Source organism: Halomonas sp. A11-A (assembly GCF_003182195.1).
GTDB lineage: Bacteria > Pseudomonadota > Gammaproteobacteria > Pseudomonadales > Halomonadaceae > Halomonas > Halomonas alkalicola.
The window spans coordinates 179972-196408 of record NZ_QGTM01000002.1 but is presented as its reverse complement, the minus strand read 5'-3'; the positions used below and the strand labels follow the sequence as shown (position 1 = coordinate 196408).

General features: G+C 70.1%; 18 protein-coding genes. 4 read left to right on the top strand and 14 right to left on the bottom strand.

Annotated elements, in window-relative coordinates:
- Positions 1–26: 26 nt before the first annotated feature.
- The 6 genes from DER72_RS03085 to DER72_RS03060 form a co-directional block, all read right to left on the bottom strand.
- The gene (locus tag DER72_RS03085; protein ID WP_110068531.1) at positions 27–845 is read right to left on the bottom strand and encodes a symmetrical bis(5'-nucleosyl)-tetraphosphatase; all 819 of its coding nucleotides are present in this window, start codon (positions 843–845) and stop codon (positions 27–29) included.
- Between the two features lie 32 nt (positions 846–877).
- On the bottom strand, positions 878–1276 hold the full coding sequence (gene apaG, locus DER72_RS03080; protein WP_169957576.1) for a Co2+/Mg2+ efflux protein ApaG: 399 nt from the start codon (positions 1274–1276) through the stop codon (positions 878–880).
- Positions 1273–2103 (bottom strand): 16S rRNA (adenine(1518)-N(6)/adenine(1519)-N(6))-dimethyltransferase RsmA, encoded by an 831-nt coding sequence (gene rsmA / locus DER72_RS03075; protein ID WP_110068530.1) that lies wholly within the window; start codon positions 2101–2103, stop codon positions 1273–1275. Before rsmA ends, apaG begins: the two co-directional genes overlap by 4 nt.
- Positions 2104–2290: 187 nt before the next feature.
- Positions 2291–3334 (bottom strand): 4-hydroxythreonine-4-phosphate dehydrogenase PdxA, encoded by a 1044-nt coding sequence (pdxA, locus tag DER72_RS03070; protein ID WP_110068529.1) that lies wholly within the window; start codon positions 3332–3334, stop codon positions 2291–2293.
- Positions 3334–4005 (bottom strand): SurA N-terminal domain-containing protein, encoded by a 672-nt coding sequence (locus DER72_RS03065; protein ID WP_110068528.1) that lies wholly within the window; start codon positions 4003–4005, stop codon positions 3334–3336. The genes pdxA and DER72_RS03065 overlap by 1 nt, the downstream gene beginning before the upstream one ends.
- Before the next feature lie 40 nt (positions 4006–4045).
- Positions 4046–6478 (bottom strand): LPS-assembly protein LptD, encoded by a 2433-nt coding sequence (locus tag DER72_RS03060; RefSeq protein ID WP_110068527.1) that lies wholly within the window; start codon positions 6476–6478, stop codon positions 4046–4048.
- A 156-nt stretch (positions 6479–6634) separates the two neighbouring features.
- Between DER72_RS03060 and DER72_RS03055 the strand changes: the two genes are divergently transcribed.
- The 3 genes from DER72_RS03055 to DER72_RS03045 all read left to right on the top strand — a co-directional run bounded on the left by DER72_RS03055 (position 6635) and on the right by DER72_RS03045 (position 8839).
- Positions 6635–7657 carry an aminoglycoside phosphotransferase family protein gene (locus DER72_RS03055; protein WP_110068526.1) on the top strand — a complete coding sequence of 341 codons (1023 nt, stop codon included), beginning with the start codon at positions 6635–6637 and terminating at the stop codon, positions 7655–7657.
- Positions 7654–8316, top strand: a complete 663-nt coding sequence (gene murU, locus DER72_RS03050; protein ID WP_110068525.1) for an N-acetylmuramate alpha-1-phosphate uridylyltransferase MurU — start codon at positions 7654–7656, stop codon at positions 8314–8316. The genes DER72_RS03055 and murU overlap by 4 nt, the downstream gene beginning before the upstream one ends.
- A gap of 103 nt (positions 8317–8419) precedes the next feature.
- Positions 8420–8839, top strand: coding sequence for an OsmC family protein (locus DER72_RS03045; RefSeq protein ID WP_110068524.1), 420 nt, complete (start codon positions 8420–8422; stop codon positions 8837–8839).
- 165 nt (positions 8840–9004) lie between these two features.
- On the opposite strand, the gene coq7 is transcribed toward DER72_RS03045, so the two are convergent.
- From coq7 to phaR, 6 genes are all read right to left on the bottom strand, one after another.
- Positions 9005–9649: a 2-polyprenyl-3-methyl-6-methoxy-1,4-benzoquinone monooxygenase gene (gene coq7 / locus DER72_RS03040; RefSeq protein WP_110068523.1), complete on the bottom strand. Its 645-nt coding sequence runs from the start codon at positions 9647–9649 to the stop codon at positions 9005–9007.
- A 170-nt stretch (positions 9650–9819) separates the two neighbouring features.
- Positions 9820–10161 carry a histidine triad nucleotide-binding protein gene (locus tag DER72_RS03035; protein ID WP_110068522.1) on the bottom strand — a complete coding sequence of 114 codons (342 nt, stop codon included), beginning with the start codon at positions 10159–10161 and terminating at the stop codon, positions 9820–9822.
- Positions 10162–10198: 37 nt separating this feature from the next.
- Positions 10199–11071: a phosphoribulokinase gene (locus tag DER72_RS03030; RefSeq protein WP_110068521.1), complete on the bottom strand. Its 873-nt coding sequence runs from the start codon at positions 11069–11071 to the stop codon at positions 10199–10201.
- Positions 11071–11511, bottom strand: a complete 441-nt coding sequence (locus DER72_RS03025) for a thioesterase family protein (RefSeq protein ID WP_110068520.1) — start codon at positions 11509–11511, stop codon at positions 11071–11073. The genes DER72_RS03030 and DER72_RS03025 overlap by 1 nt, the downstream gene beginning before the upstream one ends.
- 58 nt (positions 11512–11569) lie before the next feature.
- On the bottom strand, positions 11570–12862 hold the full coding sequence (gene purD / locus DER72_RS03020) for a phosphoribosylamine--glycine ligase (protein ID WP_110068519.1): 1293 nt from the start codon (positions 12860–12862) through the stop codon (positions 11570–11572).
- A gap of 88 nt (positions 12863–12950) precedes the next feature.
- Complete coding sequence (gene phaR, locus DER72_RS03015) at positions 12951–13403, bottom strand: polyhydroxyalkanoate synthesis repressor PhaR (protein ID WP_110068518.1); 453 nt, start codon at positions 13401–13403, stop codon at positions 12951–12953.
- A 110-nt stretch (positions 13404–13513) separates the two neighbouring features.
- Between phaR and DER72_RS03010 the strand changes: the two genes are divergently transcribed.
- Positions 13514–14227 (top strand): 16S rRNA (uracil(1498)-N(3))-methyltransferase, encoded by a 714-nt coding sequence (locus DER72_RS03010; RefSeq protein WP_110068517.1) that lies wholly within the window; start codon positions 13514–13516, stop codon positions 14225–14227.
- A gap of 17 nt (positions 14228–14244) precedes the next feature.
- Here DER72_RS03010 and DER72_RS03005 read toward each other — a convergent pair whose 3' ends face one another.
- Both DER72_RS03005 and DER72_RS03000 read right to left on the bottom strand, forming a co-directional pair.
- Positions 14245–14820: an ATP-dependent zinc protease gene (locus tag DER72_RS03005; RefSeq protein WP_375153252.1), complete on the bottom strand. Its 576-nt coding sequence runs from the start codon at positions 14818–14820 to the stop codon at positions 14245–14247.
- A 117-nt stretch (positions 14821–14937) separates the two neighbouring features.
- A complete protein-coding gene (locus DER72_RS03000) occupies positions 14938–16209 on the bottom strand; it encodes a lytic murein transglycosylase (RefSeq protein ID WP_110068516.1) in 1272 nt (423 codons plus the stop codon).
- Positions 16210–16437: the final 228 nt, after the last annotated feature.

Below are 16437 nucleotides of genomic sequence, written 5' to 3'. Positions count from 1 at the left end.
TCAGGGCTTGAAGGGTATCGCCGGCGTCAGCGCCGCCGGCTGGGCACGCTTGTGCGCTCGCCGCTCTCGAGGGCCAGGGCGGTGAGCGCCCCGCCCCACACGCAGCCGGTATCCAGGGCCTGGGCGTCGACGCGACTGTGCGGGGTCGCCCCCTGCAGGGCCGCCCAGTGGCCGAACAGCAGCCGGGCGCCGTCGCCGCGGGGGTACTGGAACCAGGGAGCGAAACCCGGCGGGGCGCTGCCGAGCCCCTCCTTGGCGGAGAAGTCGAGCCTTCCCTCGGCATCGATGAAGCGCATGCGGGTGAAGACGTTGACGATGGCCCGCAGCCGGTCGACGCCATCGAGGTCGTCGCGCCACAGCGCCGGGGCGTTGCCGTACATGCGCTCGAGGAAGGCCCCGGCGTGCTCGCCGCCGAGCACGGCCTGGACCTCCCGGGCCAGGCCGGCGGCCTGGTCCAGCGACCACTGGGGCAGCAGGCCGGCGTGGGTCATCAGGGTGTCCTGCCCGAGGGTGTCGCGCACCAGCAGCGGCCGCGACTGCAGCCAGTCCAGCAGCGCCTCGCGGTCCGGTGCGGCGAGGATGGCGTCCAGGGTGTCCTTGCGGTTGAGGGCCGCGCCGCCGCGGGCCACGGCGAGCAGGTGCAGGTCGTGGTTGCCGAGCACCACCCGGGCCGCCTCACCCAGTGCCATCACCTCGCGCAGGCAGGCCAGCGACCCCGGGCCGCGGTTGACCAGGTCGCCGGCCAGCCACAGTCGGTCGCGGCGGGGATCGAAGTCGAGGGCCTCGAGGAGCTCGACGAACTCGGCGTGACATCCCTGGAGGTCGCCGATGGCATAGGTGGTCATATGGCGCTCCCGGCAAGGGTGAAACAGTGGATTCAGTGTACCTGGTTGGGGCCGGCCAGGCGGAAGGGGGCGATGGCCACCTCGAAGGGGCGCTGGGAGGCGGTATCCACGCAGGTGTAGTCGCCCTCCATCACCCCCACGGGGCCATCGAGGATCGCCCGGCTGGTGTAGCGGAACTGCTGCCCCGGCCCGATCATCGGCTGCTGGCCCACCACCCCCTTGCCGCGCACCTCCTGGACCTTGCCGCTGCCCTGGGTGATCTTCCAGTGGCGGGCCATCAGCTGGATGCTGTGGCGCGAGGCGTTGTGCACCGTCACCGTGTAGCTGAACACGTAGCGCCCCTCGCCCGGCGCGGACTCCTCCTCGCGGAATTCGGGCTCCACCTCGACCCTGATCTGGCCCTGCAGGGCCTCGGGCAGCACCGGCCTCATTCCGGCACCTCCTCGCCCGCCTCGGCGCCGCTTTGGGCCAGGTGGTTGGCGATGCGCACGAACTCTTCCACGGTGAGGGTCTGGGGGCGGCGGGCGGGATCGATGCCGAGCGCCTCGAGCGCCTCCGCCGTGATGCGTCCCTTGAGGTTGTTGCGCAGGGTCTTGCGGCGCTGGCCGAAGGCCTCGCGCACCAGGGTGAAGAGCAGCGCCTCGTCGGTGGCCGGATGGGGCAGCTCGGCATGGGGCGTCAGGCGCACGATGGCGGAGTCCACCTTGGGCCGAGGCACGAAGGCCTCGGGCGGCACCACGAACAGCGAGTCCACCCGGCAGCGGTATTGGGCCATCACCGAGAGCCGCCCCCAGTCGGGGCCGCCCGGTTCGGCGGCCAGGCGCTCCACCACCTCCTTCTGCAGCATGAAGTGCATGTCGGCGATGGCATCGCCGGACTGCAGCAGGTGGGCGATCAGCGGGGTGGAGATGTTGTAGGGCAGGTTGCCCACCACCCGCAGCCGCTCGCCCTCGCCTCGCAGGGCGCGGAAGTCGAACTTGAGGGCGTCGCCCTCGTGGATCACGAAGCCGGGGTAGTTGAAGAACTGCACCCGCAGCCCGGGAATCAGGTCGCGGTCGAGCTCGATCACCTCGAGATGACCCTCGGCGGCCTCCAGCAGCGGCTCGGTGAGGGCGCCCTGGCCGGGGCCGATCTCCACCAGGCGCTCGCCGGGGCGCGGCCCGATGGCACGCACGATGCGCGAGATGATGCCGCGGTCGCACAGGAAGTTCTGGCCGAAGCGCTTGCGGGCCCGGTGAACCGGGGGGCGAGATGACATTCAGGGGTGTCCTTCTATATCTGTCTTAGATGCGGTATTGACTTCAATGCGGGGCTGATCTGGCGGCAAGCCTGCGAGCGGGGCCGGCCTTCCGGAGGCGCTGTAAATACATCCTTGTACGCTACCGACGCCATCCCTGGCGTAGGACCTCCTCTTTGGCTTGCCCCCAGCGCCCCTCGCGTTGGTATTAAAAAGAACTTCCGGCCATCTCCGCGCCCAGGGCCACGGCCACGCGCAGGCTGCCGGGGTCGGCGCGCCCCGTGCCGGCGAGATCCAGGGCGGTGCCGTGATCCACCGAGGTGCGCACGAAGGGCAGCCCGAGGGTAATATTGGCCGCGCTGCCGAAGCCGGCGTACTTGAGCACCGGCAGGCCCTGGTCATGATACATGGCCAACACCGCGTCGACCCCCTCGAGGTGACGCGGCGTGAACAGGGTATCGGCGGGGAGCGGGCCGTCCAGCCGCAGCCCCTCGGCGCGCAGCGCCGCGAGCGCCGGCTCGATCACCTCGAGCTCCTCGCGGCCCAGGTGGCCACCCTCGCCGGCGTGGGGGTTGAGCCCGCACACCGCGATGCGCGGCGCCGGGAGGCCATACCAGCGCTTCAGCTCCGCATCGAGGATGCGCAGTACCCGCGAGAGGCGCTCGGCGGTGATGGCATCGGCCACCTCGCGCAGCGGCAGGTGGGTGGTGGCCAGCGCCACCCGCAGCGCCGGCGAGCCCCGCCAGCCGGGTCGGGTGGCGTGCAGCGCGAGGTCGGTGGCGAGCATCATCACCACTTCCTCCACCCCGCAGGCGTCGCGCAGGTACTCGGTGTGACCGGTGAAGCCGGCGTGGCCGGCATCGAGGATCACCCCCTTGTGCAGCGGTGCGGTGACCATCCCCGCGGCGTGGCCGGCGCGACAGGCGGCGATCGCCACGTCCAGGGTCTCGAGCACATAGGCGGCATTGGCTGCGTCCAACTGGCCGGGGCGGGACGGCGTCCGCAGGGCCACCGGCCACACCGGCAGTCGCCCGGGAGCGGCCTCGGGCACCGCCTGGCCGGGGGCGAGCACGAGAGGCTCGAGGGCGATGCCGAGCCCGGCGGCGCGCTCGGCCAGAAGCCCCGGGTCCCCCACCGCGACCACCCGGGCCGCCGGCCGTGACTGAGCCGCCAGCATCACGACCAGCTCCGGACCGATGCCGGCCGGCTCGCCGGTGGTCAGCGCCAGCAGCGGAGGCTCGGCCAGCGACATCAGCGGCCGTCGAGCCGGTTGTCGACGAAGGCCTGGGAGCGGATCTCCTGCAGCCAGACCTCCAGCTCCTCGTTGGCGCGGCGCTGGAAGAGTGCCTGCTGGGCCTGCTGGCGGCTGGCGCCCTCCTGCTCCATGAAACGCTCCACCTCCCGTTCGGAGAGGTTGACCCGGCTGCCCACCCGGCGCTGCTGCAGCTCGCGCAGCACCAGCTCGCGGCGGATCTCCTCGCGCACGGCGGCGAGTGCCAGGCCGTCGGCCTCCAGGGCGTCGGCAAACTGCTCAAGGCTCATGCCATTGCTCTCGGCGATGGCCCGCACCTGGCGGTTGAGCTCGGTGTCGTCGATGGAGAGCCCGGCCTCCCGGGCCATCTGCAGCTGGATCTCCTCGAGGATCATCTGCTCGAGGAGCTGCTCGCGCAGCACCCGCTCGGGGGGGAGGTCGATCTGCTGGGCGGTGAGCTGGCTGCGGGTCTGGGCCAGGCGCTCCTCCAGCTCGCTCTCCATGATCGCCCCCTGGTTGACCACCGCCACGATGCGATCCAGGGCCTGGCGCTGCATGGACTGGAACTGCTGGGCCTGGATGTCCAAGGGGGCGACGGCAAGGCCCAGCGCCAGGGCGAGCCCGGCGGCCAGGAAGGGGGTCCGGCGGCGCAATGTCTGCTTCTGTTTCATCTTTCCTCTCTGGAAGTTGGCAACGGCAGGGGCACCCGGGTCAGAAGGCGGTGGAACGGTAGCCCGGGATGGCCTCCTCGAAGTAGCTGTCGGCCTCACGGCCCACGCCGCCCAGACCCTTGAAGACGAAGCGCAGGAAGATCCCGCGATCGGTGAAGTCATCGTCGATGCGTGCCGTGTCGTTGTCGTCGATCCACTCCCGCCACACCAGCTGCAGACCGTAGCAGCAGTCGTTCCACTGCACACCCGCCAGCTGCTCCAGGGAGCGGTCGTTGGTGTGGTCGTAGAGGAAGCGGCCGATCAGGTCGACGCGGTGGTTGGCCTTCCAGGCGAACGACAGGTCGTACTCCTCGCGGTTGAAGTCGCGGAACTCGTCGTCTCCCGGCTCGGCCGAGGGATCGAAGCCTTGGAGCTCCCAGCGGTAGCCGAGGTTCAATGCGTGGCCCGCCGGGGATCGGTACTGCAGGTCGAGGGAGGTGCGCTCGGTCTGCTCGAAGTTGTCGTCGTAGAGCCACTGCCAGCGGGTGCGCCAGCGGTCGGTGATCTGCCAGTCGGCCCGCGCCACCACCGGCGAGCGGTCCCGAGTGGCCCGGTACCAGCCCTGGAAGTCCCGGTCGGGGTCGGGAATCACATCGGGATCACCGTTCATGTCGATGGTGCGATCCTCGAAGTAGTAGGCCTGGCCGAGGCCCACGGCGAGCCGCTGGCGCCCGCGCTCGTCCTCGAGGAGCCGCGAATCGACGCCCAGCGAGAGGCGATTGAGATCGCCGACGCGGTCGCTGCCCGAGAAGCGGTGGGGCGACCAGAGCTGGCCCCAGGAGAAGGCGCGCTCGCTGGTATCGAAGTCGGGGAACTCCGACTGGTCCCGGGCCGGCACATAGGCGTAATTGGCGCGGGGCTCCAGGGTCTGGCGGTAGCCGCGCCCCCCCAGCTCCAGCTCGCGCTCGAAGACCAGGCCACCGTCGAGGGAGGCCACCGGCACCTCGCGAGTCAGGGAGGTGTCGCGGTCGGTCTGGCGCTCGCCATAGTCGAGCTCGTAGGCGGTGGCCAGCCACTCCAGGCGCGGCTCCAGGTGCCCCCAGCTCTCATCGAAGCGCCAGCCCATCGCCGGCGTCAGGTGCAGCCGCGAGCCGATGGCGGACTCGCGCAGCGGCACCCGGTTCTCGTCCACGTCGCGCCAGAAGTAGGTGTAGTTGGAGCCCCACTGCTGGTAGAAGCCCCCCTGGTTCCAGCGCGCACTGGCGGAGAGGCTTGGCAACCGGTAGAAGGGCTTGTCACGGTCGGCCAGGGGGTCGTCGAGCCTCTGGAAGCCCTGGGCCCGGGCGTCGAGGCGCCAGACGTCGCCGCGGTAGTCGATCTGGGCCAGGCGCGGCATGGCAGAGGTATTCTGCTCGGCGAAGTCGCTGCCGAAGTCGTCGAAGTAGCGTCCGTCGCTGGCCGCCCCGTAGCGCAGCTGGTAGCGGCTGCGCGGGTTGAGGGTGCCGGCGTGACGGTAGTCGACATACCAGCGATCCTCGCCCTCGTAGCGGCGCGAGGCGGCGTTCGGGTCGTCACTGCTGCCGCCGTCGTCCCGATTCAGATAGGCCCCCTCGATCTGACCGGCATCGCTGGGGAAGAGGTAGCGGTATTCGCCGCCCAGCAGCAGGCCCCGATCGGTGATCCAGCGCGGCGTGATGGTGGCGTCGTGGTTGGGCGCGATGTTCCAGTAGAAGGGCTGGGCGTAGTCCACGGCATCGCTGGAGATCCCCACGGCCGGCCACAGGAAACCGGTGTGGCGGCGATCGTCGATAGGAAAGCGCACCCAGGGCCAGTAGAAGACCGGCACCCGCCCCACCTCGAGCCTTGCATTGCGGGCGGTGCCGAAGCCGCTCTCGCGGTCGAGCACCACGTCGCCCCCCACCAGGCGCCAGAGGTTGTCACCGGGGTCGCAGGTGGTGAAGCTCGCCGAGGAGAGCCGGTAGCGACCATCCTCCAGGCGCTCCAGCTGCAGGGCATCGCCGCGCAGGTGGCGGTCGTGGACCACGTAGTGGGCGTTGTCGATGCGCGCCGCATCGCTGACCAGCGACAGCTCGGCGGCCTCACCGCGCACCAGCAGGTTCTGGTCGCGCAGCGCCAGGGGACCCTCGGCGAAGGCGCGCTCGCGGCTGCCGGGCACTCGCACCTGGGGGGTCTCGAGCTGGGCGGTGTCGCGACGCAGCACCACCTCGCCGCGCAGGATCGTCTCGCCATCCTCGCCGTAGCTGGCGCTGTCCGACTCGCTGGCCACGCGCCCCGGCGGCGGCTCGGCAAGGCGGTAATCGGGCATCACGTAGACGCCGCGGCACAGGGCGCCGGCGGGGCGACCATCGCCCCAGGGGCGGAAGTCCAGCGACTCGGCGGGCAGGGAGGCGGGCGAGGCCGCCGCATAGGGAGCGCCGGCCAGGCTCAGGGTCGCCAGGCCGGCCAGAGCCGTCCATGTGAGTCGCTTGCCCATGTTCCTCGATGTCCTTGGCGGGGTGAATCGGTATTATACAGGCCGCACCGCGCCAGTGCTGCCGGCGGACCACGCAGCGCCCAGCATGCGGCGAGCCCCCGCGGCCGTCAACCGACCCGCCGCCGGACCCTTCACGTCACCCAGGAGCCAGCCACCATGTCCGACGCCGCCCCCTCGCGCCTCGCGCTGCTCAGCCGGTGGGCCGCCGAGCGCCACGGCCTGCCGGCCGGAGAGATCGACCTGCACCTGGCCGCCGGCGACGCCAGCTTTCGCCGCTACTATCGGCTGTCGCTGCCGGGTGGCGTTACCCGCATGCTGATGGACGCCCCGCCGGAGCAGGAGGACAGCCACCCCTTCGTGGCCATCGCCCGGCGCTGGGCCGCCGCCGGCCTGCCGGTGCCACGTCTTCACGGTGAGGACCTCGCCCGCGGCTTCCTGGAGCTCGATGACCTGGGCGACACCCCCCTGCAGGCCTGCTTCGGCCACGAGGACGACGCCGCCACCCTGGCCTGGCACGAGCGGGCCATTGCCCTGATCCATGAGCTGCAGAACCGCGCCGGCCCGGACGAGCTGCCCCGCTTCGACAGGGCCCTGCTGGGCCGCGAGCTCGATCTCTTCCCCGAGTGGTGCCTGGGCGAGTGGCTGGATCTGGCGCCGCCGCCCGGGTGGGGCGACCTGCGCGAGGCGCTGATCGCCTCGGCCCTGTCTCAGCCGGTGGTCACGGTGCACCGCGACTATGACGCCATGAACCTGATGGTGCACGGCGACACCCTGCACCTGATTGACTTCCAGGACGCGGTGGCCGGCCCGCTCAGCTACGACCTGATCTCGCTGCTGCGCGGGCGCTACTGCCGCTTCGACGCGGACCGCTTCGCCACCTGGGTGGAGGCCTTCCGCCGCCGCGCCCAGGCCGACGGCCGCCTGCCCGCCGGGGTGGAGGCGGCCACCTTCCTGGCCCAGGCCCAGGCCATGGCCGCCCAGCGCTCACTGAAGGTGCTGGGGATCTTCTGCCGGCTGACCCTGCGCGACCACAAGAGCGGTTACCTTGAGCGCCTGCCCCACTTCCTGGGCCATCTGGAGGAGAGCCTGGCAGGGCTCGACGGGCACGCCAACGTCAAGGCCTGGCTGGCCGACACCTTCCGCCCCGCCCTGGCGGCGCGCCTGGAGGGCGCGGCATGAAGGCGATGATCCTGGCCGCGGGGCTCGGCACCCGCATGCGCCCGCTCACCGACCGCTGCCCCAAGCCGCTGCTGCCGGTGGGCGGCCGGCCGCTGATCGTGCACCACCTGGCGCGGCTGCGGATAGCGGGCATCACCGAGGTGGTGATCAACGTGAGCTACCGCGCCGAGCAGATCATCGCCGCCCTGGGCGACGGCACCGAGTACGGGGTGCGGATCGCCTGGAGCCGCGAGGAGGCGCCACTGGAAACCGGCGGCGGCATCCGCCAGGCGCTGCCGCTGCTCGGCGAGGCGCCCTTCCTGCTGGTCAACGGCGACATCTGGTGCGACCTCGATCCGGCCGACCTGCCCGCCCTGGGTGACGACCTGGCGCGCCTTGTGCTGGTGACCAATCCCGACCACCACCCGACCGGCGACTTCCATCTGGATGCCGCCGGTCGGGTCCACGCCGAGGGCGAGCCGCGCCTCACCTTCGCCGGCATCAGCCTGATGCATCCCGCGCTGGTGGCCGCCGAGCCCCCCGGCGCCTTCGCCCTGGCGCCGCTGCTGCGCCGCGCCATGGCCGCGGGTCGGGTGGGCGGCCACCACCATCGCGGCGAGTGGGTCGACGTGGGCACCCCCGAACGGCTGGCCGAACTCGACCAGCGCCTGCGGGGCTGAAGGCCCCCTCTCCGACCTGTCCCCGGCGCCTCTCGTTATGGGCAGCTGCGAACCACCTGTATGCTAGCCATCCTTAACCGACAATCGAAAAGGAACCCTTGCCATGAAAGCCAGCGTAAAATGGACCGATGGACGTCAATTCGTTGCCGAAAGCGGCAGCGGCCACAGCGTGGTGATCGACGGCCCGCCCGACCACGGCGGCCGCAACACCGGCCCGCGCCCCATGGAGATGCTGCTGATGGGCCTGGGCGCCTGCACCTCCTTCGACGTGCTGGAGATCCTCGAGAAGTCCCGCGCCCCGGTGAGCGATTGCGTGGCGAGCCTGGAGGCGGAGCGCGCCGATGAGGTGCCCAGCGTCTTCACGAAGATCCACGTGCACTTCACCGTCACCGGCAAGGGGCTGAAGGAGAAGCAGGTACAGCGCGCCGTGGAGCTCTCCGCGGAGAAGTACTGCAGCGCCTCCATCATGCTGGTGAAGGGCGGCGTCGAGGTGACGCACTCGTATACCATCGTTGAGGAATAAGCCTGCGCAGAAGGCTGACCCGGGAGTAGGCCTGCGAGGAGGCGCTGTAAATACACCCTTGTACGCTACTTCGGCCATCCCTGGTCCTCAGACCTCCTCTTCGGCCTACTACCGGCGCCTCCCGCTGAATCGTGGCCCTGACCCTTGGTTCCTGGCGTTCGGCGCCTAGACTCGATAGACGCTCTTGGTCATCACCTTGGACATCAGCGTCATGCCGAACTTGACCGGGGCGGGGAAGCGGGCGCCACCGGCCTCCAGCGCCAGCTGGGCGTGGTGGGCCTCGTCGATGGCCATCTGGCGCAGCACCGCCCGGGAGCGCTGATCCCCCGCCGGCAGCTTCACCAGGTGGTCCTCCAGATGGCGGCCCACCTGCTCCTCGGTGGCGGCCACGAAGCCGAGGCTAATGCGGTCGCCCACGGCTCCGGCCACCGCGCCAATGCCGAAGGAGGCGGCATAGAAGAGCGGGTTGAGCAGGCTGGGGCGGTCGTGCAGCTCGACGAGCCGCTCGTCGCACCAGGCCAGGTGGTCGATCTCCTCCCTGGCCGCCTCCTCCATCTGGTCACGCACATCGGGCAACTTGGCGGTCAGCCCCTGGCCCTGGTAGAGCGCCTGGGCGCACACCTCGCCGGTGTGGTTGATGCGCATCAGCCCGGCCGCATGGCGGCGCTCCTCCTCGTCCATGGGCGCATCCTGCACCTCTGGGGTCGCCGGAGACGGCCGCGATGCCCGGGCGGCATGGGGCACCAGGGTGCGCAGCACGGTATCGAACTGGTGGATCAGGTTGTCGCTGGGAGAGAGCTTGCGGTTCATGACGACCTCGTCGCGCCTCGGTCCGGAATGGATGCCCCATTGTAGCCGAGGCCACCTACCGCCTGAAGCACCGCCCTGAACGGCCGACGCCACCTGGCGGTGGCGTCGAAAAGAAGCTGCACCCGATGCGTCGAACGCCTGGGCTTGCGCGGTTGCCCGCAGGGCGCCGGCTAGCCAGCCGGCCAAGTGAAGCGTCGACCGCCCATCAGGTGCATATGAATATGATAGACCGTCTGGCCGCCGTCGTCATTGCAGTTCATCACCACCCGGTAGCCCGCCTCATGGAAGCCCCGCTCGCGGGCCAGCCTGGCGGCCACGATGGGCAGCCGGCCGACTAGGGCGCGGTCGCCCTCGTCGAGGTCGTTGAGGGTTGCGATATGGCGCTTGGGGATCACCAGCAGGTGGACCGGGGCCTGGGGAGCGATGTCCTCAAAGGCCAGCACCTCGTCGTCCTCGAAGACGATGGTGGCGGGGATCTCGCGGTTGATGATCCGGCAGAATAGGCAGGCCATGGCGTCTCTCCCTGGTCGGAGCTCTGGAGGGTGGTGCTCAGCGGAAGCGCCGCTGGGCCAGCAGGTGGCGCACCAGCGGCGCGAGGATCAACTCCATGGCCAGCGACACCCGCGCCCCTGGCACCACCAGGGTATGGGGGCGGCTCATGAAGGAATCCGGAATCATCGCCAGCAGGTAGGGAAAGTCCACGGTGGCGGGATCGCGGAAGCGGATCACCGCGAAGGACTCGGCATCGGTGGGGATATCCTGCACCTCGAAGGGGTTGGAGGTATCCACCGTGGGGACTCGCTGGAAATTGATGTGGGTGCGCGAGAACTGCGGCTGGATGTAGCGCACGTAGTCGTCCATGCGCCCGAGGATAGTGTCAATCACCGCCTCCTGGGAGTGGCCGCGCAGCTTGGTGTCGCGCACAATCTTCTGGATCCACTCCAGGTTGATGGTGGGCGCCACCCCCACCAGCAGATCCACATGGCGAGCGATGTCGTGTTCGGGCGTCACCAGGCCACCGTGGAGCCCCTCGTAGAAGAGCAGGTCGGTGCCGTAGGGCAGCGACTGCCACTCGGTGAAGGTGCCGACCCGGTAGCCGGCCTCAATCATCCGCTTGTCCTCGGCGTGGATATAGTGGCGATAGGTGCCACTGCCCTGCTCGCCGTACTCCTGGAACAGCGCCTCGAGCTCGTCGAGCAGGTTGGCCTCCACGGCGAAGTGGGAGAGCTCGTCCTTGCGCTCGGGCTCCTCGCGGAAGATCCGCGCCAGCTCCTCCCGGGTATAGCGATGGAAGGCGTCGCCGTCGACCACGGCGGCATGGACGTCCTCGCGGGCGAACATGCGCTCGAAGGAACGCTTGACCGTGGTGGTGCCGGCCCCGGAGGAGCCGGTTACGGCGATGATCGGATATTCGCGGGACATCAGGCGCCCCCTGCTCCGGCAAGCGCCGCGACCACGGCCTCGGGCACCGCCACCGGGCGCCCGGTGGCCGGGTCGACCAGCATCACGTTGAGCCGGGCGGTGGCCACGGGGCGGCCGCCCTCGGCGTGGCGCACGCGGTGGTAGACGGTGATCGCCCGCCCGACGGGGGTCGGGATCGCCGTCTCCACCACCAGGGCATCGGGCCAGCGCGCCTCGGACTGGTACTGCACGGCGAGGTCCGCCACCACGCTTGGGTAGCCGCCGAGGTCCCACTCGGTGAGGCCCAGGGCACCGAAGGCCTGGATCCTCGCCTCGTGGAGCAGCGACACCAGGGTGTCATGGCCCAGATGGCGGCCGTAGTTCATGTCGGTGACGCGCACCGTCAGCGGATGACGGTGCACGATGGCCGTCTCGGGAAACTCGAGCCTGACGCGCTCCATGCCTGCCTCCTTGTATCGCTCTTGTTGTGGTCGAGGGCGCTTGCGGGTGGGGGCGGCCTCAGGCCTGATCGCGCTCCCGGGCAATGGCCCGGTAGGCGATGTCGCGACGGCAGAGCACGCCTTCCCAGCGGATGGCGTCGACGCCGCGGTAGGCCTGCCCGGCCGCGGCCGAGACCCCCTCGCCCAGGGCGGTGACGCAGAGCACCCGCCCGCCGGCGGTGACAAGCTGGCCATCCTGCTCCGCCGTGCCGGCATGGAAGACCTTGCAGCCGGTGGCCTCGGCGGCCTCGATGCCCTCGATCACATCGCCCTTGCGGTAGCTGCCGGGATAGCCGCCGGCGGCCAGCACCACGCCCACCGCGGCGCGGGGATCCCAGTCGCACGCCTTGCCGGCCAGTTCGCCCCGGGCGCCGGCCAGGCACAGCTCGGCCAAGTCGGACTGCAGCCGCAGCATGATCGGCTGGGTCTCGGGGTCACCGAAGCGGCAGTTGTACTCGATCACCTTGGGGTTGCCCTCGGCGTCGATCATCAGCCCCGCGTAGAGGAAGCCGGTGTAGGGGTGCCCCTCGGCCGCCATGCCCTTCACGGTGGGCAGGATCACCCGCTCCATGATGCGGCGATGCACCTCGTCGGTGACCACGGGGGCCGGGGAATAGGCGCCCATGCCCCCGGTGTTGGGGCCGGTGTCGCCCTCGCCCACCCGTTTGTGGTCCTGGCTGGTGGCCATGGGCAGCACGGTCTCGCCGTCTACCATGACGATGAAGCTGGCCTCCTCGCCGTCGAGGAACTCCTCGATCACCACCCGCGCGCCGGCGTCACCGAAGGCGTTGGCCTCCAGCATGTCGCGCACCGCGGCCTCGGCCTCGTCGAGGGTCATGGCCACGATCACGCCCTTGCCGGCGGCCAGGCCATCGGCCTTGATGACGATGGGGGCGCCCTGCTCGGCGAGGTACGCAAGCGCCGGCGCCACCTCGGTGAAGGTGCGGTAGTCAGCGGTGGGAATGGCGTGGCGGGCCAGGAAGTCCTTGGTGAAGGACTTGGAGCCCTCGAGCTGGGCGGCGCCGGCCGTGGGGCCGAAGATCGCCATGCCCGCCTCGCGGAAGCGATCGACCACACCGACCACCAGCGGCGCTTCCGGACCGACGATGGTCAGGTCGATGCCCTCGTCCCGGGCGAAGGCCACCAAGCCATCGAGGTCATCCACCGCGATGTCAACGTTGGCCAGGCCAGCCTCCCGGGCGGTTCCGGCATTGCCGGGCGCCACGAAGACCTGTGCCACCAGAGGCGACTGGGCGACCTTCCAGGCCAAGGCATGTTCGCGGCCACCGCCGCCGATGATCAGCACCTTCATTCGTTCCACCTGCATTCTGCGAATCGAAAGCTCGACGAGCCGTAACGAGGCGGCATTATGTCAGAAAGCGTGCGCCTGCGCCCGGGCCTTACTTCGTCTCATCATCGTTCTTGCCGCCGGCCTGGCCGATGGTCTGCTGCCAGAACTTCATGTTCTCCTCGGCCAGCTCACGCATCAGCTCCATGGGCGAGTGGCGCATGGCCTGCTGCCACTGATCCTGCATGCGCTGCTGCTGCTCCATCATCAGCCGGGTCCCCTGCTCCAGATAGCGGGCCAGAGGCAGCGGCTGGGCCATATCGTAGACGCGGATGAACTGGGCCAGCAGGTCATTGGAGAACACCTCGGCATCACCGTCGGCCTGCTCCTGCTCGATGATGATCGACAGCAGGATGGTGCGCGTCAGGTCCTCGCCGCTCTTGGCGTCCTCGACGCGGAAGGGCACGTCATCGAGCACCAGCTGGCGCAGATCCTCGAGGGTCACATAGCGGCTCTGTTCGGTATCATAGAGCCTGCGGTTGGCATACTTGCGAATCACGCGCACGGCGCTGCTCCTCGGTCGATGTGAGGGCGTGTGCCCCTGTACGGCTATTGTGCACCGCGACACCATCCATGCAAGGCCATGCACGACATTGCCGCCAACGCGAGGCACCGATGAACCTGATCCTGCTTGCTCTGGAGGATATCGAGAACCACCGCCTGGCCCGGATCACCGACCCGCGCCGGCTGCGCCACCTGCGCGAGGTGCATCGCGCCACGCCGGGCGACCGCCTGACGCTGGGGGTGCTGGGTGGCGGCATCGGCCAGGGCGAGCTGCTCGCCCTCGACGACCGGGAAGCCACCTTCCGCCTGGACGGCCTCGACCAGCCGCCGCCCCCGGCCCTGCCGGTACACCTGGTGCTGGCCCTGCCGCGGCCGCGCATGCTGGCGAGAAGCCTGGAGCATGCCACCGCGCTGGGCGTGAAGGCGATCACCCTCTTGCACACTCGCCGAGTGGAGAAGAGCTACTGGCAATCGCCGGAGCTGGCCGCGGAGAAGATCCACCAGCACCTGGTGCTGGGGCTCGAACAGGCCCGCGACACCCTGCTGCCCACAGTCACCCTGGAGAAGGGCTTTCGCCCCTTCATGGAGGAACGCCTGCCCGGCCTGCTCGAGAGGCGGCGCGCCCTGCTGGCCCACCCCGGCATGGCCCAGGCCTGCCCGCGGGGGATAGACGACCCCACCCTGCTGCTGGTGGGGCCGGAGGGCGGGTTCATTCCCTGGGAAGTGGAGAAGCTGCTCGAGGCGGGCTGCGAGGGCATCCACCTGGGGCCGCGCATCCTGCGCGTGGAGACCGCGGTGACCGCCCTGCTGGCCCGGCTGTTCTAACCCCGGACGCGGCGGCGTCAGCCGTCGTGGCCCTCGCCCATCTCGTCGGGCTCATGCTCGCGAAGCGGTGACTCCTCGCTGCAGTTCGGGGGCTGCATGAAGGTCTCGCGCACGTCCAGCAGGCCCAGGTGAGAGATGGTGCGCCGGCCCAGCAGCAGCGGATAGTTCATCTCCTCGCGGTCACGCAGGCTGAACTGCTCCTCATAGACAGTATCACCCAGGCAGACCTTCATCAGCACCACCGGCCGCTCGTCGCGCCCCCCCGCCCCGCGCACGCGCAGGTCGCGATAGAGTGGCAGCTCGAGCTCTTCGGTGAAGGCCTCGCCGCTGGCGGTATCCTCCAGCTTGAGCCGGAACCTCACCCACTCCTCGCCGTCGCGCTCGAAGGTCTCGATCTCCCGGGCATCCAGCGACGAGGTCAGCGCCCCGCTGTCCAGCTTGGCCTTCACCGCCACGCCCCAGGGTTCGATGGTGGCGCGCTCGACCCAGCCGAACACCTTGTCGTCGGCGCCGGCCTGGGCCATGCCAGCCAGAAGCCCGGCAGCCAGGACGAGGGGGCGCGCCATGCGGCGCGTCGAGGCAGCGAAACCCATGGGTGGCCTCCTTTCAGGGACAGAGAGAAAATGCACAAAACGTGCAGATGGACCGCATGGAGGACCGAGGGTTCCCCGCTGGCGCACCGAGCGGCAAACCCGACGCGCTCGCCGCCCTCATCGCTGGAGGCGCTCCAGCAGCCGCAGGGTGGCGAAACCGTCCGGCGTGGCGCCGATCGACTGCTGGTAGGCCCGCAGCCCACGCTGGGTGTTGGGGCCCATGATGCCGTCCGGGGTTCCCACATCGAAACCGCGGGCGTTGAGCGAGCGCTGCATCTCGCGCACCTGATCACGGCTCAGCGGCTGCTCGTCCCGGGGCCAACCGGCCTGGATGCCGCCGCGGCCGGCGATCTGGTCGGCCAGGGACCCCACCGCCAGGGCATAGCTGGTGGCGTTGTTGTAACGCAGGATCGCCCGGTAGTTGGGACCCACCAGGAAGGCCGGGCCGCGGGCCCCGGCGGGCACGATCACCGAGGCCGCCTCGAAGTCGGGCAGGCGACCGCCGCCGAGCGGGCGCACGCCGAGGTCGGCCCACTCCCGGGCCGAGCGCCGGTTGGCGAGCTCCGCCTGGGCGTAGTCGAAGTCGTCCGGCAGCACGACCTCCACGCCCCAGGGCTGGCCCGGGACCCATCCGGCCCGGGCCAGGTAGTTGGCGGTGGAGGCCATGACGTCGGGAATGCTGTCCCAGATGTCGCGGCGTCCGTCACCGTCGCCGTCCACGGCGTAGGCCTCGAAGCTCGAGGGAATGAACTGGGTATGGCCCATGGCGCCGGCCCAGGAGCCGACCATGCGCTCCGGGGCGATGTCGCCGGCCTCGATGATGCGCAGGGCGGCGAGCAGTTCGCCGCGGGCGAAGTCGCGACGGCGACCGTCGAAGGCCAGGGTGGAGAGCGCGTCGAGGGTCGAGAAGCTGCCGAAGTTGCCGCCGTAGTTGCTCTCGATGCCCCAGATCGCCACGACCACCTCGGCGGGAACGCCGTAGCGCTGCTCCATGCGCCGTGCGGTGTCGCGATGCTCGGCCAGCTTGGCGCGCCCCTGGGTGACCCGCTGGGCGGAGACGGCGCTGTCCAGATACTGCCAGATGGGACGCACAAACTCCGGCTGTGAGCGGTCCAGCTCGATCACCCTCGGCCGGTAGCGGACACCATCCAGAGCGCGCGCCAGGGTCGCCTCGGAGATGCCTTCCTGGCGGGCTTCCCGGCGGAACTGGGCGCGCCAGGCGTCGAAGTTGGCAGGCGGGGCCGGCTCGGCCTCGCTGGCGGTCGCCTCGGCCACCGTCGGGGTGGCGTCGGCGGCAGGCTCATCCGCCGCCCGGGCGTCCCGGGCCGGGCCGCTCTGGCAGCCGGCAAGCAGGCCCAGCATCAGGCCGAGGGTCGCTGTCCGTTTCATCACGCTTACGCTCTCCATGGCATGGCATTGCGCCGATCATCGCGCAGAAACGGTACCACCACCACCCCCTAGCCGCCGGCGAGGCGCAGGTCGTGGCGCAGCCAGGCGAGGTTTGAGGTGCACGACGGGGCCCATCTTCATGGACAGAATATTGTTATCGTACAACAAATGCATAACTCAACCCCCCCCCTACCCTCCTCACGGCAGAAGGCCGCCCGGAGGCGGCCT

What these genes read in the sequence shown, in the direction of transcription:
- rsmA (WP_110068530.1), bottom strand. Translation starts at nt 2,103, where the DNA reads ATGTCATCTCGCCCCCCGGTTCACCGGGCCCGCAAGCGCTTCGGCCAG.
- murU (WP_110068525.1), top strand. Translation starts at nt 7,654, where the DNA reads ATGAAGGCGATGATCCTGGCCGCGGGGCTCGGCACCCGCATGCGCCCG.
- DER72_RS03005 (WP_375153252.1), bottom strand. Translation starts at nt 14,820, where the DNA reads ATGGGTTTCGCTGCCTCGACGCGCCGCATGGCGCGCCCCCTCGTCCTG.
- coq7 (WP_110068523.1), bottom strand. Translation starts at nt 9,649, where the DNA reads ATGAACCGCAAGCTCTCTCCCAGCGACAACCTGATCCACCAGTTCGAT.
- DER72_RS03055 (WP_110068526.1), top strand. Translation starts at nt 6,635, where the DNA reads ATGTCCGACGCCGCCCCCTCGCGCCTCGCGCTGCTCAGCCGGTGGGCC.
- DER72_RS03010 (WP_110068517.1), top strand. Translation starts at nt 13,514, where the DNA reads ATGAACCTGATCCTGCTTGCTCTGGAGGATATCGAGAACCACCGCCTG.
- DER72_RS03065 (WP_110068528.1), bottom strand. Translation starts at nt 4,005, where the DNA reads ATGAAACAGAAGCAGACATTGCGCCGCCGGACCCCCTTCCTGGCCGCC.
- DER72_RS03085 (WP_110068531.1), bottom strand. Translation starts at nt 845, where the DNA reads ATGACCACCTATGCCATCGGCGACCTCCAGGGATGTCACGCCGAGTTC.
- DER72_RS03045 (WP_110068524.1), top strand. Translation starts at nt 8,420, where the DNA reads ATGAAAGCCAGCGTAAAATGGACCGATGGACGTCAATTCGTTGCCGAA.
- DER72_RS03025 (WP_110068520.1), bottom strand. Translation starts at nt 11,511, where the DNA reads ATGGAGCGCGTCAGGCTCGAGTTTCCCGAGACGGCCATCGTGCACCGT.
- DER72_RS03000 (WP_110068516.1), bottom strand. Translation starts at nt 16,209, where the DNA reads ATGAAACGGACAGCGACCCTCGGCCTGATGCTGGGCCTGCTTGCCGGC.
- pdxA (WP_110068529.1), bottom strand. Translation starts at nt 3,334, where the DNA reads ATGTCGCTGGCCGAGCCTCCGCTGCTGGCGCTGACCACCGGCGAGCCG.
- purD (WP_110068519.1), bottom strand. Translation starts at nt 12,862, where the DNA reads ATGAAGGTGCTGATCATCGGCGGCGGTGGCCGCGAACATGCCTTGGCC.
- DER72_RS03060 (WP_110068527.1), bottom strand. Translation starts at nt 6,478, where the DNA reads ATGGGCAAGCGACTCACATGGACGGCTCTGGCCGGCCTGGCGACCCTG.
- DER72_RS03035 (WP_110068522.1), bottom strand. Translation starts at nt 10,161, where the DNA reads ATGGCCTGCCTATTCTGCCGGATCATCAACCGCGAGATCCCCGCCACC.
- apaG (WP_169957576.1), bottom strand. Translation starts at nt 1,276, where the DNA reads ATGAGGCCGGTGCTGCCCGAGGCCCTGCAGGGCCAGATCAGGGTCGAG.
- DER72_RS03030 (WP_110068521.1), bottom strand. Translation starts at nt 11,071, where the DNA reads ATGTCCCGCGAATATCCGATCATCGCCGTAACCGGCTCCTCCGGGGCC.